The sequence below is a fragment of the Bacillus sp. FDAARGOS_527 genome (assembly GCF_003812125.1).
Classification (GTDB): Bacteria; Bacillota; Bacilli; order Bacillales; family Bacillaceae_G; genus Bacillus_A; species Bacillus_A paranthracis.
Window position 1 is genome coordinate 3,235,710 of the sequence record NZ_CP033795.1, and the last position, 14,957, is coordinate 3,250,666.

Annotated in this window: 17 protein-coding genes and 1 riboswitch; of the genes, 7 read left to right on the forward strand and 10 right to left on the reverse strand. The window is 37.1% G+C overall.

All coding sequences use genetic code 11. The features are described from left to right. Positions 1–74: 74 nt before the first annotated feature. Positions 75–1,394 carry a Na+/H+ antiporter family protein gene (locus EGX95_RS19320; protein WP_000994773.1) on the forward strand — a complete coding sequence of 440 codons (1,320 nt, stop codon included), beginning with the start codon at positions 75–77 and terminating at the stop codon, positions 1,392–1,394. Positions 1,395–1,417: 23 nt separating this feature from the next. Here the strand turns inward: EGX95_RS19320 and EGX95_RS19325 are convergent, their stop codons facing one another. Beyond that, a complete protein-coding gene (locus tag EGX95_RS19325) occupies positions 1,418–2,281 on the reverse strand; it encodes a LacI family DNA-binding transcriptional regulator (protein WP_000201357.1) in 864 nt (287 codons plus the stop codon). Between the two features lie 102 nt (positions 2,282–2,383). Then, positions 2,384–2,863 carry a GNAT family N-acetyltransferase gene (locus EGX95_RS19330; protein WP_000233412.1) on the reverse strand — a complete coding sequence of 160 codons (480 nt, stop codon included), beginning with the start codon at positions 2,861–2,863 and terminating at the stop codon, positions 2,384–2,386. Between the two features lie 81 nt (positions 2,864–2,944). On the opposite strand from EGX95_RS19330, the gene EGX95_RS19335 reads away from it, so the two are divergent. Beyond that, the gene (locus EGX95_RS19335) at positions 2,945–3,868 is read left to right on the forward strand and encodes an alpha/beta hydrolase (RefSeq protein WP_000819217.1); all 924 of its coding nucleotides are present in this window, start codon (positions 2,945–2,947) and stop codon (positions 3,866–3,868) included. Between the two features lie 10 nt (positions 3,869–3,878). Here EGX95_RS19335 and EGX95_RS19340 read toward each other — a convergent pair whose 3' ends face one another. Next, complete coding sequence (locus tag EGX95_RS19340) at positions 3,879–4,124, reverse strand: YqkC family protein (protein ID WP_000360809.1); 246 nt, start codon at positions 4,122–4,124, stop codon at positions 3,879–3,881. Positions 4,125–4,263: 139 nt separating this feature from the next. Between EGX95_RS19340 and EGX95_RS19345 the strand changes: the two genes are divergently transcribed. From EGX95_RS19345 to ribH, 5 genes are all read left to right on the forward strand, one after another. Next, positions 4,264–4,470, forward strand: a complete 207-nt coding sequence (locus tag EGX95_RS19345) for a CDGSH iron-sulfur domain-containing protein (protein WP_001151582.1) — start codon at positions 4,264–4,266, stop codon at positions 4,468–4,470. A gap of 190 nt (positions 4,471–4,660) precedes the next feature. Further along, positions 4,661–4,804: riboswitch (FMN riboswitch) on the forward strand. Positions 4,805–5,115: 311 nt separating this feature from the next. Continuing rightward, positions 5,116–6,228, forward strand: a complete 1,113-nt coding sequence (ribD, locus tag EGX95_RS19350; protein WP_000131974.1) for a bifunctional diaminohydroxyphosphoribosylaminopyrimidine deaminase/5-amino-6-(5-phosphoribosylamino)uracil reductase RibD — start codon at positions 5,116–5,118, stop codon at positions 6,226–6,228. Continuing rightward, positions 6,210–6,854: a riboflavin synthase subunit alpha gene (gene ribE / locus EGX95_RS19355; protein ID WP_000493918.1), complete on the forward strand. Its 645-nt coding sequence runs from the start codon at positions 6,210–6,212 to the stop codon at positions 6,852–6,854. Before ribD ends, ribE begins: the two co-directional genes overlap by 19 nt. Positions 6,855–6,866: 12 nt before the next feature. Then, positions 6,867–8,060, forward strand: coding sequence for a bifunctional 3,4-dihydroxy-2-butanone 4-phosphate synthase/GTP cyclohydrolase II (ribBA, locus tag EGX95_RS19360; RefSeq protein ID WP_000468997.1), 1,194 nt, complete (start codon positions 6,867–6,869; stop codon positions 8,058–8,060). 18 nt (positions 8,061–8,078) lie between these two features. Continuing rightward, positions 8,079–8,540, forward strand: a complete 462-nt coding sequence (ribH, locus tag EGX95_RS19365; protein WP_000230887.1) for a 6,7-dimethyl-8-ribityllumazine synthase — start codon at positions 8,079–8,081, stop codon at positions 8,538–8,540. Between the two features lie 24 nt (positions 8,541–8,564). On the opposite strand, the gene EGX95_RS19370 is transcribed toward ribH, so the two are convergent. The 7 genes from EGX95_RS19370 to bioA form a co-directional block, all read right to left on the reverse strand. After that, the gene (locus tag EGX95_RS19370; RefSeq protein WP_000549777.1) at positions 8,565–8,885 is read right to left on the reverse strand and encodes a hypothetical protein; all 321 of its coding nucleotides are present in this window, start codon (positions 8,883–8,885) and stop codon (positions 8,565–8,567) included. A gap of 179 nt (positions 8,886–9,064) precedes the next feature. Next, complete coding sequence (gene bioB, locus EGX95_RS19375) at positions 9,065–10,063, reverse strand: biotin synthase (protein ID WP_000815866.1); 999 nt, start codon at positions 10,061–10,063, stop codon at positions 9,065–9,067. A 1-nt stretch (position 10,064) separates the two neighbouring features. After that, positions 10,065–10,874: a malonyl-ACP O-methyltransferase BioC gene (gene bioC, locus EGX95_RS19380; protein WP_000608933.1), complete on the reverse strand. Its 810-nt coding sequence runs from the start codon at positions 10,872–10,874 to the stop codon at positions 10,065–10,067. Beyond that, positions 10,840–11,580 carry an alpha/beta fold hydrolase gene (locus EGX95_RS19385; RefSeq protein ID WP_000661284.1) on the reverse strand — a complete coding sequence of 247 codons (741 nt, stop codon included), beginning with the start codon at positions 11,578–11,580 and terminating at the stop codon, positions 10,840–10,842. Before EGX95_RS19385 ends, bioC begins: the two co-directional genes overlap by 35 nt. Then, entirely contained in the window at positions 11,577–12,761 is a 1,185-nt protein-coding gene (gene bioF, locus EGX95_RS19390) for an 8-amino-7-oxononanoate synthase (RefSeq protein ID WP_001077307.1), read from the reverse strand. The genes EGX95_RS19385 and bioF overlap by 4 nt, the downstream gene beginning before the upstream one ends. Beyond that, complete coding sequence (bioD, locus tag EGX95_RS19395) at positions 12,727–13,455, reverse strand: ATP-dependent dethiobiotin synthetase BioD (RefSeq protein WP_000012486.1); 729 nt, start codon at positions 13,453–13,455, stop codon at positions 12,727–12,729. Before bioD ends, bioF begins: the two co-directional genes overlap by 35 nt. Next, positions 13,455–14,843, reverse strand: coding sequence for an adenosylmethionine--8-amino-7-oxononanoate transaminase (bioA, locus tag EGX95_RS19400; RefSeq protein ID WP_000144318.1), 1,389 nt, complete (start codon positions 14,841–14,843; stop codon positions 13,455–13,457). Before bioA ends, bioD begins: the two co-directional genes overlap by 1 nt. Between the last annotated feature and the right edge of the window lie 114 nt (positions 14,844–14,957).

The following is a 14,957-nucleotide window of genomic DNA, read 5'->3' on the forward strand; positions in this document are numbered from 1 at the left end:
ATGTATAAATCTAGCAAGGTGATTCATATTTCCTTGCCTTAACACAATAAAATTTTGGGGAGATTACATTTATTATGAATGCTGTACTCATTGCAGTAGCAGTTATGCTATTGCTTAGTTTGTTACGTGTCCAGGTCATTGTCGCCATCATTGTTGGAGCTTTAACAGGCGGACTTATCGGCGGACTCGGTATTTCAGAAACGATTAACACTTTTACAACTGGTCTTGGAAACAGTGCTCCAATCGCTTTAAGTTATGCAATGCTTGGTGGTTTCGCTATTTCTCTTTCCAAAACCGGACTTCCAGATGCCATGATTCAAACTGCATTAAAGTGGATTGGCAATGAACAAGACACGAAAAAACAAGTTTACTCTAAAATACTTATTCTATTTATCATTTTAACGATGGCTTGTTTCTCACAAAATGTGATTCCTGTTCACATCGCTTTCATCCCCATCTTAATTCCAGCACTTTTAAAAGTATTAAATGAGCTGAAAGTGGATCGCAGACTTGTTACATGTATTATTACATTCGGATTGATTACTCCTTATATGTGGATTCCAGCAGGGTTCGGAAAAATTTATCATGACGTATTACAAACAAATGCTGCGCAAAGCGGTCTTACATTTGATGTCGCACTTATTCCAAAAGCAATGACCATTCCAGCAATCGGTATGATTATCGCATTATGTGTGGCAGTATTTATTACGTACCGAAAACCTCGTACGTATGAAACAGAACAAATTCATACTACTGAAAATGAAATCGTTCCCTATACAAAACGAAGCATTACTTTCGGGCTAGTATCTATCTTAGCTACATTAACTGTTCAATTAGCAACAGAATCAATGATTTTCGGCGCTCTAGCGGGGATTATCGTTTTATCAGTTAGTGGTAGTCTACCTCTTAAAGAAGCTGATGCAATTTTAACAAGCGGAATGCGTATGATGTCCTTTATCGGATTTGTTATGATTTCTGCCGCTGGGTTCGGAGCTGTTCTTCGAAAAACAGGACATGTTGAATCTCTTGTACAAACGAGTGCACATATAATTGGGAATAACAAACCACTCGCTGCATTTCTTATGCTTGTAATTGGACTGCTCGTTACGATGGGGATTGGATCATCTTTTTCAACCATCCCTATTTTAACAACCATTTTTGTACCTCTTTGTATTCAGCTTGGATTTAGTCCAATGGCCACCATTGCAATTATCGGTACAGCCGGAGCGCTAGGAGACGCAGGTTCTCCAGCATCAGATAGTACACTTGGACCAACATCCGGTTTAAATGCTGATGGTCAACACCATCATATATGGGATACGTGTGTACCAACTTTTTTACATTACAATATACCGTTACTTATATTCGGCTTTATTGCCGCAATTACATTATAAAAGGTGCGTTTTATACGCACCTTTTACTTTTTTATTTTTCCCTTTAATTGTTGCAATGCTATTTTCCCATTTTCTTCGATACAACTTTCCATTTGCATAAATGACGGACCTGCCCACTCACTGTCTATACTCCCGTTCAGTCCAATAATTTTCAATTTATCCGGTATACGGATATTTAATTTTTTTGCTGCTCGAATTAACTCAAAGGTAATCTTATCACTTGAAGTTACAATTCCATCTATATACGGATAAGTTTGCAATAATGTAACAAACTGTTTATTCGTATACCCTTGTACACATTCTTCTCGATAAGAGATTCCTTCCTCCCAAACAACGTCTAAAAATCCTGATATGTACTCTTCCATTTCTTCACTATCTTCGCCCTCACCGAAATAAGCAAGAAAGTGACAACCTTTTTCTTTTAATAAAGAGACCGCTCTTTGGCCACTTTCATAATAATTTGCATGAGATTTTTTTTCATCAATCACAACAAACGGAAGTGGGATTTCTCCTATACTTTTAAAAACGGATCTTGTCAAAATAACACCTGCAACGTTATTTTCCTTCAACATATGTATGTATCTATCTTTATTCTCTATATTACAAACAATAATTTGATATCCTTCTTTATACGCTATTTCCTCAATACAATGTAGCAAAGTGATGTTTGATGGGTCATATAGATTATCTACAAGTAATGCAATTATCGTTGAATTCTCTTTAAATAGTGGCTTTGCTGCACTATTTGGCCTATAACGTAATTCCTCAATTGCTTCCTTTACTTGTTTTACTGTGTCCTCATGAACGTATCCTTTTTCATTTATAACTCGTGAAACGGTTGCGACTGAAACACCTGCCAATTTTGCAACATCACGTATAGTTGCCACATCGTCACCCCTTAATATGGTAATAGATTACAATTTTACGGTAACCTAAATTACAATATTCGTCAAGGTTAATAATTTATATTTCTGAAAATTGTTACATCATTACACTAAACTATATTCTAATTGAATTTCATGTAAAATCGGGATATTATCATACCCAATGCGCGGAATTTCTTTCTTTATTTTTCGTGCCTCTTCCACCGCATTTACATATAAATTCGTCATCAAAAAATTACGTTTTTGGTAAAAACGTAACGCATTCATATTATCATTTGTTGTTATAAGCCAAACCTGCCTGCACCGTTCTTCTTCTGCAACTCGTAATACACAATCTACAAGTTTTGTCCCTATTCCTTTTCTTTCTTCAAAGCTATCTAACGATACAATTTCGCACATATTTCCGATTACTTCATACGTTATAATTCCGATTATTCTGTCTTCTGAGAGCGCAACAAATCCTGGCAACTCTTCTAACTGATGTCCCTTACCACGTGAAACCATCAATGAACTCCCCCAGTTCTCACACATGAACATTCGGATTGTTTCTTTCATCGCTGGCGTAATTTTTTGTATATGCACCATTTCCTATTTCTCCCCTTTTCTATCCTTGTGATACAATATAAGTGTATCACATGTAACGGTATTTGGAGGATGAGGTAAAGTATGAAACGTTTTTTTGCAGCATTGTTTACTATACTAGGTGCGATAACTGCCCTTGGGATTTTCTTTACAAATAAGGTGATGTACTTAAAGAAAAAAACAGAGGAAGAAATACTCGAAAGAGAAACGAAAAAACATTTTCGTATAGAGGATTTTGAAGCTCTTCATAAAGAAGAAATTCATATTCCTTCGCAATTCGGATATGATCTTCACGGATATTACATTCCTGCTGGTCATTCCAATAAGTTTATGATTTTCTGTCACGGCGTAACTGTAAATAAAATGAACTCTATAAAATATGCAAGGTTATTTTTAAACAGAGGATATAATGTCGTTATTTATGATCATCGTCGTCATGGTAAGACTGGGGGAAAAACGACAAGCTATGGATACTATGAAAAGCATGATTTAAAATCTGTAGTTGACTGGCTAAAAAGTCGTTTTGGAACAAATATAACACTCGGTATTCATGGTGAATCGATGGGAGCTGCAACACTTCTTCAGTACGCAGGACTTGTAGAAGATGGTGCTGATTTCTATATTGCAGATTGTCCTTTTTCTGATTTCTACGGACAATTACAACATCGTTTAAAGGTTGAATTCCATTTACCGAAATGGCCTTTATTACCTTTAGCAAATGCTTTCTTAAAAGTGCGTGACGGTTATACGATTCGTGAAGTTTCACCAATCGATTGTATAAAAAACATTAACAATCCCGTCCTCTTTATTCATAGTAAAGATGATGATTATATTTTAGCTGATATGACGAAAGCGCTCTATGAAGCGAAGGAAAACAATAAACAACTTTATATTGCAGAACACGGCGCACACGCTTGCTCTTATAACGAAAATAAAGAAGAGTATGAAGCAGCCGTTGATCAATTTTTAAACTCATATGTAAAAGAAACAAAAAACAGGCTTGCATAAGCCTGTTTTTTTATTGCGCTAAAACGTCTGTAACTTGTTCCATATTTTCAGAAATCCACTTTATTGCATCATCTAGCGTTGGAAATTCTGTCGTTTGAAATGTTACCTCATCTTGCAGTAACCAAACATCCTTTGACTCTTGTCCTACACCAGCAATGGACCAGTGTAACAAACTATATGGATGATTATCATTCAAAAATGAAGCCCACGTGCGCTCATTTGCAATATTTCGTAATGTACGTAATTGTTTATCCATCTTTCGTCACCTTACTCTAGTCAGTTATAAAAAACATTATAACACTCTCTTCTCTTCCAAAGAAAGTGCTCTTTTCATATTGTCAAGTACTTCTCTTGATTATATGATGAAATTAAGCGTTTGGGAAGGAGGGATAGCGTTGGCTAAAGTACAAATTAAAGTAAATGATAATGGCTCTTTTCGCGTTACAGGGGACGTGGAATTAGTTGATTCACAAGGGAATGTATTCCCAGCAAAACCGGCATTTTCTTTATGCCGTTGTGGTTTATCAAAAAATATGCCTTATTGCGATGCTTCGCATAAAGGTAAATTCGAATCTGTTGTTAGAGCACCAGAGGCAGAATAATTTTACATGTGACATGCACATTTTTTTGTGCATGTTTTTTCTTTTTAGCAACTCCGTTATATCCCTTATCCTTACAACATTTCTAATACTTTTGTCTCCATCTCAGCCTACATATATTTTCACACAATTCTTCACATTCGAATACTTTTTACTAGCCTTTTATTTTTTTTGTGCTATAATTTGAGCAAACAGCATCCTTCGGGGTCGGGTGAAATTCCCAACCGGCGGTGATGAAGTGCAAACTTCTAAGTCCGTGACCCGTTTTCAACTCGAAAACGGTGGATCTAGTGAAACTCTAGGGCCGACAGTATAGTCTGGATGGGAGAAGGATATGTTTTCTAGTAATTTTATATAGCGAATACACTTTTATTTCAGTATGCATATTTTTATAGATTCAATTCAAATCTATATATATGTTTTATTTTGTATACTTATCTTTCTATGCTGAAATAAAAAGATACGACTAGCGTTTGAAAAATTTGATATTTTTGCTAGGTTTCTTCCTTATGCCAAAATATTAATCATCGTTAGGTTTCTTTCCTATACTTTCGTATTCGAACTATATTTCTAGAAATCACGTCTCCCAAACCCCAAGGATATTGAAATCCTTGGGGTTTTTTGATTTTTTTAGGAGAGGTGAAGAAAATGACAGATCAAGAATATATGAGGATTGCTCTGCAATTAGCAGAAGGAACATCTGGGCAAACAAGTCCAAATCCTATGGTTGGTGCTGTTGTTGTAAAAGACGGAAACATCGTCGGTATGGGGGCTCATTTACGTGCTGGTGAAGAACACGCAGAAGTTCATGCTCTTCATATGGCTGGTGACAAAGCAAAAGGAGCCACCGTGTATGTAACACTTGAACCGTGTAGCCATTTTGGAAAAACACCACCTTGCTGTGAATTGCTCATCAAAAAAGAAGTCAAACGGGTTGTAATTGCTACTCTTGATTGCAATCCTCTCGTTTCTGGTAATGGAAAAAAAAGATTAGAGGAAGCTGGCATCGAAGTAACTACTGGTGTTCTGGAAGAAGAAGCAGTTTTATTAAATCGCTACTTTTTTCACTACATGAAAACGAAACGTCCATTTGTAACAATAAAAACAGCGATGAGCTTAGACGGAAAAACAGCAACCGTAACCGGTGAAAGTAAGTGGATTACAAGTGAAGATGCACGAGCTGATGTTCATCAATATCGTCACACACACGATGCAATTCTTGTTGGAGTGAATACAGTTATAGCTGATAATCCGCATTTAACAACAAGAATTCCTAACGGAGGGCAAAATCCTATACGCGTTATTTTAGATACCCATTTACGAACGCCACCATCTTCTCATGTCATAACAGATAGTTTAGCACCGACATGGATTATAGTTGGTAAGGATGTAAATCCAGAGAAAATAGCTTCTTATGAATCTGAAAATATAGCTATATTCCAAATGAAAACGAAACAGATTGAAATACAGGATGTTTTACACCTACTCGGCGAAAAACAAATTCTTTCTCTTTTCGTCGAAGGTGGTCAAACCGTTCATGCAAGTTTCTTACAAACAAAGTATTTCAATGAAATTGTAACTTATATAAGCCCAAAATTAATTGGTGGAAAAAATGCCCCTACTTTATTTGGCGGCAATGGTTTTTCAACATTACAAGATGCACTTTCCTTGGAAATTCAAGAGATGAAACAAGTTGGCGATGACATAAAAATTGTTGCGCATGCCCGAAGTGAGGTGATGGAATGTTTACAGGAATTGTAGAAGAATTAGGAACGATTGCAAACATGCAACAAAGCGGCGAAGCGATGAAGTTAACGATTCATGCCAATAAAATTTTATCAGATGTTCACTTAGGTGATAGCATCGCGGTTAACGGTATTTGCTTGACTGTAACGAGTTTCACAACAACTTCATTCACAGTAGACGCAATGCCTGAAACGATGCAATCAACATCACTTCGCATGCTTAAACCGCAATGCAAAGTAAATTTAGAACGTGCAATGGCTGCAAACGGACGATTCGGTGGACATTTCGTTTCAGGACATATCGATGGCATCGGAACGATATTAAACAAAAAACAACACTATAATGCCGTCTATTACAAAATAGCTATTTCTGATGAATTGCTACGCTATTGTTTGCATAAAGGGTCCGTTGCTGTTGATGGAACGAGTTTAACAATATTTGATATAGACGAATCTTCCATTACAATTTCACTCATCCCGCACACAGTAAGTGAATCTGTTATCGGAGAAAAGAATGCCGGTGACATCGTAAACATTGAGTGTGACATGATTGGTAAATATATCGAACGCTTTATTTCTAAACCAGTAAAACGAACAGGTTCAATGACCGAAAGCTTTTTACAAGAAAACGGATTTCTATAAGGGGGAAGCATTATGTTTCATCGTATTGAAGAAGCTCTAGAAGATTTAAAACAAGGAAAAGTCGTGATCGTATGTGATGATGAAAACCGTGAAAATGAAGGCGATTTTATCGCTTTAGCAGAGTATATTACGCCAGAAACAATTAACTTTATGATTACACATGGACGTGGTCTCGTTTGTGTACCAATTACAGAAGGGTACGCAGAACGTCTACAATTAGAACCAATGGTAGCTCATAATACAGATTCGCATCATACTGCATTTACAGTGAGCATTGATCATGTTTCTACAACAACTGGGATTAGTGCCCACGAACGTGCAACTACGATACGAGAAATGTTAAATCCTGCATCAAAAGGTGCTGATTTCAATCGTCCCGGACATATCTTTCCATTAATTGCGAAAGAAGGTGGTGTCTTGCGCCGGGCTGGTCATACAGAAGCTGCTGTCGATTTAGCACAGCTCTGCGGAGCAGAACCAGCTGGCGTCATTTGTGAAATTATTAATGAGGACGGTACGATGGCACGGGTACCTGATTTACTACAGTGCGCAAAACAATTTGATATAAAAATGATTACAATAGAAGATTTAATTGCTTATCGCCGCCACCATGAAACATTAGTGACGCGAGAAGTGGAAATTACATTACCTACAGATTTCGGTACTTTCCATGCAATTGGCTATTCTAATTCCTTAGATTCGAAAGAGCATATCGCACTCGTAAAAGGTGATATTTCAACAGGAGATCCTGTACTTGTACGCGTTCATTCAGAGTGCTTAACAGGAGATGTATTTGGCTCGTGCCGATGTGATTGCGGACCACAACTCCATGCTGCACTTGCTCAAATTGAGCGTGAAGGAAAGGGCGTTCTTCTTTATATGAGACAAGAAGGACGAGGCATTGGGCTTCTGAATAAGCTTCGCGCTTATAAGTTACAAGAAGAAGGATTCGATACTGTAGAAGCAAATGAAAAGCTTGGCTTCCCTGCTGATTTGCGGGATTATGGTATTGGCGCTCAAATATTAAAAGATTTAGGTTTACAACATTTACGATTATTAACGAATAACCCAAGAAAAATTGCTGGCTTACAAGGTTACGATTTAGAAGTAATCGAGCGTGTACCGTTACAAATGCCAGCAAAAGAAGAGAATAAAACGTATTTACAAACGAAAGTAAACAAATTAGGACATTTACTAAACTTATAATTAAAGGAGAGATTTATTATGGTATTCGAAGGTCATTTAGTTGGTACAGAATTAAAAGTTGGGGTTGTTGTTGGACGTTTTAATGAATTTATTACAAGTAAATTACTTGGCGGCGCTTTAGACGGATTAAAGCGTCACGGTGTAGAAGAAGCTGATATCGATGTTGCCTGGGTTCCTGGTGCATTTGAAATTCCTTTAATCGCTAAAAAGATGGCGAATAGCGGGAAATATGATGCTGTTATTACGTTAGGCACTGTCATTCGCGGTGCTACAACACATTACGATTACGTTTGTAATGAAGTAGCAAAAGGTGTTGCATCTTTATCACTACAAACAGACATCCCCGTTATTTTCGGTGTATTGACGACTGAAACGATCGAGCAAGCGATTGAACGCGCGGGCACGAAAGCTGGTAATAAAGGCTATGAATCCGCCGTCGCTGCAATTGAAATGGCTCACTTATCAAAACAATGGGCATAAAAAAAGAGGCTGCGGCCTCTTTTTTTATTTCTTCACTTTTCTCCGTACATCTTTTATTAATTCATCCATTGTCTTTCCTTCTGTTTGTATACGAAGCGTCTGTGCTGTTTTCCATACATTCTCTCTTTTCTTCGCTTCTTCTATAATAGTAATTTCTTTTCGTACTTCCTTTAAATCTTTCCCTTCTGTTTTCAATCCAAAATGTTCAGCTTTCGTTCGAAAATGTTGTTCAATTCGTTGTTGCATCTCTTTTTGTTCAGGATTTTCGGCGGCCTTAACTGGATCAGCGCTTATCGCTTTTAGTAAAATGAGACAAGTCATAATCGCTAATATATATTTGTGCATGTAAAATCCTCCAACCCAATGTAAATTACATATTTACTATGTACAATTGGGGCTTGGAAAATTCGTCCACCAAAATTCTTTTTTTCGCTCAAAAGCCAATAGTATCAAGCGTTCACAATTATTTATTACATTTTATTTACAAAAAAGCAAACTCTTTTATAAGTTTGCTTTTTTCTATCTTATAATGCACATTCCTCAATCTCAAATCCTAAATCTTCAATCATACCCCAGTCTGCAGTCGGTTCTTGTCCAGCTGTCGTTAAGTAGTCTCCAACAAAAATAGAGTTTGCTGCAAATAAACCGATTGGCTGTACAGAACGTAAATTGATTTCACGCCCTCCTGAAATACGAATTTCTTTCGTTGGGTTTACAAAGCGCATCATCGCCAGTACTTTTAAACATTCTACTGGTGTTAACTCTTTTTGTCCTTCAAGGGGCGTACCCTTTACAGCAACAAGGAAATTACATGGAATTGAATCGGCATCTATACGTTGTAATTCGAATGCAATTTCAGCACGCTCTTCTATTGTCTCCCCCATTCCAAAGATCGCTCCTGAACATGGTGAAATACCCGCTTGTTTCGCTTTTTGAACTGTATCAACACGATCGTCATACGTATGAGTAGAGCAAATGCTTTCGTAATTATTCGCATGTGTATTTAAGTTGTGGTTATAACGATGTACACCCGCTTCGGCTAAACGTCCTGCTTGATCTTCGTTTAAGAACCCTAAACAACAACAAATCTTCAAGTCTGTCGTTTCACGAATCTCTTTAACTGCTCCAATTACGTGATTTACCTCTTTATCAGTCGGACGACGACCAGATGCCACAATACAATACGTACCCGCTTTACGGCGAATTGCTTCGTGCGCTCCTTCTACAATCTTTTCCTGCGTTAGCCATGCATATTTATCAATCGGTGCTTCTGAGATAATAGACTGTGAACAATACCCGCAATCTTCAGGGCATAATCCAGACTTCGTATTAATAATCATATTTAATTTTACTTTCTTACCAAAGTGATGGTGGCGAATGATATACGCAGCATTCATAATTTCTAAAATCTCTGTATCGTCAGCCTCTAATATCGCTATTGCATCTTCTTTCGTAATCACTTTCTCTTCTACGACGTCGTATGCAAGTTTTTTCCAATCCCTTTTTGTTTGTACTTGTTTCATTTCATCTCTTCCCCTCTTTTGTTATATGCACAAATAAAGCATGATACGTTGCCATTATCCCTTCATTTCCCGTGAAGTCTCTTTCGTATATGCGAAGCATCGCACGAAAGAGTGAGGGACTTTGACAATATGATTCTTCATTACTATTGGTCGCTCCTACTTTACGAATAGAATGTAGAAACTCCCTAACTTCTGTAAATCTCTCTATGTAACACGTTTCAGAAACATGTACATCCCCTGTTTCTATCTCACATATATGGCGCAACTGATTTTTCGAATAAAAACGTTGCCCAATCGATGTTTCATTTTGTATATTTTTTTCTTCTTTCGCCCGCTGGAACGAAGCATGCAATTCTTGAAATGTTTCCTGTCCAAATGTTGAAAAGAGTAATATCCCCTCTATAGATAAATGACGAAATAAATTTCTTATCACTTGTTTTAAATCATTTAGCCATTGAAATGTGGCATTTGAAATAATGACATCATACGTTTCTTCTAGTCGTAATCTTTCGATATCCTCACAATAAAATGTTACATTGTTTACATTTTGTCTAGTTCTCGCAACTGCAATCATACTTTCAGCAAAATCAATAGCTGTAATTTGTGCTTTCGGAAATAAGTTTGATAATTGCTCTGTAACATATCCTGTCCCGCATCCAAGTTCTAAAATACGTATCGATGAATTTGCACTATATCGCCGATTCAATGTAGAAAGTAATGAATGCGCCATCTTTTTTTGTACATTTGCATATTGATCGTAGGATACAGCTGCCACGTTAAATCGTTTTTGTAGTAACGTTTTGTTGATCATGTCGTATCCCCTCTACAAATTGAATGATTTCATTTGCGCAATATTCGAAATTCGTTACGCATAATGCATGTCCAGCCTCACTTACTACCTTGAGTGTGGCAGTTTCATTCTCAGCCATACTACATGCTGCAGACAATGGGCATATTACATCCCGCTCTCCGTGAATAAGTAGTATAGGGACGTTAATTTCTTTCAATGCTGCTCTCATATCTGTTTCTATTAAATAATCCAAACCGAATTGTAAAGACTGCATAGAATCACCTTTAAAATGTTTTACGATGTCTTCAAAACTTTTATTCTCTTTCAACTCATCTTTCGTAAACATATTTTCATAGAACCGCTTGAGCGTATCTTCTTTCCTTCTCTCCAAATTTCTTTTCAGCCGTTCTACATGCAAAGTATTCCATCCACTACTATAGTCACTTGTATTTGTAAATTTAGCAGTACCACCAATTAGCACGATACCCTTTGCCTTAATTTTTTTATAAGCTTGAATTGCCGCTAACGCTCCTAGTGACCATCCAACTAAAATTACATTGTCATCCTGTGCTACATCTATAATCCGATCCGCAAACTCACTTTGTTCTTTCACATTACGCCAATCAATACATTGAACAGGATATTCTTTTAAATGCGGAAGTACTAAATCCCAAATATTTTCTTCCATTCCCCATCCAGGGATAAAAATAATCTTCAGCTCTTTCATACGAAAAGCTCCTCTTCTTTCGCAATGTGGATAATTCGGTCAATAGCCCATTTTAAATCAGCTATTGTATGTTGAGATGTAACTGCAAAGCGAATTCGAGAACTATTGATCGGTACAGTTGGCGGACGAATTGCAATAGCTGCAATACCTGCCTCTTGTAACCTTTTGCTAAACCGTAAAGCATTTTCATTTGAACCGACTACAATCGGTACAATATGAGTTGAACTATTCCCTATATTAAATCCGGCGTCTCGTAATTTGCTTCTGAAGTATTCCCCATTTGCTATAAGGTTTTCTCTTCTCTTATGATCTTCTTGTACAATTTCAATTGCTTTTTGCACTGCTCCTAATGTTCCTGGCGGTAATGCAGTAGTAAAAATAAAACTTCTCATCATATTGTGTAAATACTCTATATAAATTGCATCGCCTGTCAAATACGCACCATAACACCCTAAAGCCTTACTAAACGTCCCCATATGTATATCTATTTTTTGAGCAAGATCTTCTATATGAGATAATCCAGCTCCGCCAATTCCATATATTCCACTCGCATGTGCTTCATCAACTATAAGAATTGCCCCGTATTTCTCTTTCAGCTCTACTAACTCCCTCAAATACGCAGTATCACCATCCATACTAAAAACAGTATCTGTTACGATTAATTTCCGCTTTTCAGGTGACGCTGTTTTTAATAACTTCTCTAAATGATCCAAATCATTATGACCATACCTTTTATGCTCTGCCCCACTTAATATAATTCCATCAACAATGCTTGCGTGATTTAATTTGTCACTAAACACAATATCGTGACGACTCACTAATGAAGAGATCACTCCAATATTTGCGGTATATCCACTATTCACAACTAAGGCTTTTTCAGTGCCTTTCCAATCGCATATACTTCTCTCAACCTCTTCATACAGTGAATAGTTTCCTACCACGAGCCTTGATGCTGTCGCCCCAGTCCCATATTTTCTTGTACATGCGATAGCAGCTTCTTTTAACCTTTCATCTCCAGCTAACCCTAAATAATTATTTGACGCTAAATTTAGCATCCTTTTCTCATCTCGAATAAGCCATGTCTCTTCTGCTTGTTCTGTTACATGCAAATTACGATACTGCTCTCGCTCATGTAATTGTTGCAATTTAGATTGAAGATGTGTGCGCCACGTTTGATTCATTTCGGATAAGCTCCTCTAATTTTGAAATCATTATATATTCTTTAGCAGATTCCAAGACTTCTTCTCTTGTAAACTCACCTGCAAAGAATGGTAATAAACCTAAAACCGGTACCCCACTTAGCTCTTCAATCATTTCTTTATTTTCTTGCACTCTTTCCATTTCGCATTCTTTGCAGCCAGATAAAATGACACCTGCTACTGTTAAACCATATGCCTTTGCGTAAGCAATCGTTAAAACTGTATGATTTACTGTTCCTAATGTAGGGCGTGCTACTACAATAAGTGGAAGTTGTAATTCTTTTGCGAAATCAATTACTAAAGCGTCCTCTGTATATGGAACAGCTAATCCACCTGCTCCTTCTACAAGTAGACTATTAAAATCTTTCAATCGTTCATTATAGTGATGAATAATGTCTTTTAACGTTACTGTCCTTCCGGCTCTTTTCATGGCAAGTCTCGGGGCAAGCGGCTCTTCAATAGAGTAAGGGCAAATTTCATCTTCTTTTGTCGGTACACCTGCTAATGCCTTTAGCCTTGCTGCATCTCCTTCTGGATTTGATGCAACATGTCCACTTTGCAACGGTTTATATACCCCGATGTTATATCCCAGTTCTCTAAATACACCTGCTAATGCACCGGCGACTACAGTTTTCCCCACTTCAGTATCCGTTGCTGTTATAAAAAAGCCACTCATTATTCTCCCTCCGTAACATCCGAGATTGCTTTATACAAAATACGTAACATATCATCAATCTCATCAATTGTAGAAGCAAGAGGGGGCATAAATACAATCGTATTACCGAGCGGGCGCAAAATCATACCTAGTTCTCTTGAGCGTTTACATACTTGAACACCGACTCTCTCTGTCCATTCAAACGCTTCTTTCGTTTCCTTATTCTTCACAAGTTCAATTCCAACCATTAACCCGCATTGACGAATGTCCCCTACATGTTTATATGCAAAGAGGTCTTCTAATTGCGTCGCCACATATTCTGTTTTACGTGCCACCTCTTCTATTAAATTTGTTTTCTCGTATAGTTCTAGATTTGCAATTGCTACCGCACACCCTAACGGATTCCCTGTATAACTATGTCCGTGGAAAAATGTTTTTTGTTCTTCATAGCCTCCTAAAAAGGCATTATAAATTTCATCTGTCGTTACAGTAATTGCAACTGGTAAATATCCGCCTGTTAAACCTTTTCCGGCTGTCAAAATATCCGGTGTTACATTTTCATGTTCACATGCAAACATTTTTCCAGTACGCCCAAATCCAGTCGCTACCTCGTCTGTAATAAATAGAACATTATATTTTGTACATAAATTACGTAGCCCTTTTAAGTATCCTTTTGGCATTGTAATCATACCGCCAGCACCTTGCATTAAAGGTTCTACAATAATCGCCGCAATCTCTTCATGTTTATCTTTCAGCAGCTCTTCCATTTCTTCTAAATGTTTTTTTACAATTTCCTCCTTATTATTCCCATAAGGAGAACGATATGTATATGGATAAGGCATTTTAATTGCTTCAAATAAAAGCGAACTATACACTTGGTGAAACAAGTCTATTGCTCCCACTGAAACAGCTCCAATTGTGTCACCATGATACGCTTCTTTTAATGTAACAAATCTTTGTTTCTTCGGTTTTCCTTTATGCTGCCAATATTGAAAGGCCATCTTAATTGCAATTTCAACAGCGCTAGAACCGGAGTCTGAATAAAACACTTTCTTCAAACCTTCTGGTACAACTTCAATTATTTTTTCGGCTAATAAAATAGATGGAACGTTAGCAAGCCCTAACATAGTAGAATGGGAAATTTTATTTAATTGCTCACGAATTGCCTCATCTAGTTCTGGCACTTGATGTCCATGAACATTTAACCAAATAGACGAAACACCGTCCCAATATTCATTTCCATTTACATCGTATAGCTTTCTTCCCTCTCCCCGTTCAATAATGACAGGATCTTCTTCTAAATAATCCTTCATTTGTGTAAATGGATGCCATACATAGGCTTTATTTTTCTCCGATAACTCTTCATATGTATATGATGGTTTGTCAGTCGTACTCTTACTAAAAGTCACAATTGTCACCCCTAATGTTAACTAGTTTATAAATATAGTTAACATTAAAACTAAATGACTGTCAATTATTTTTAAATCAAGTAGTTCTTAAAAAAGAACAACTTATCATAAGAT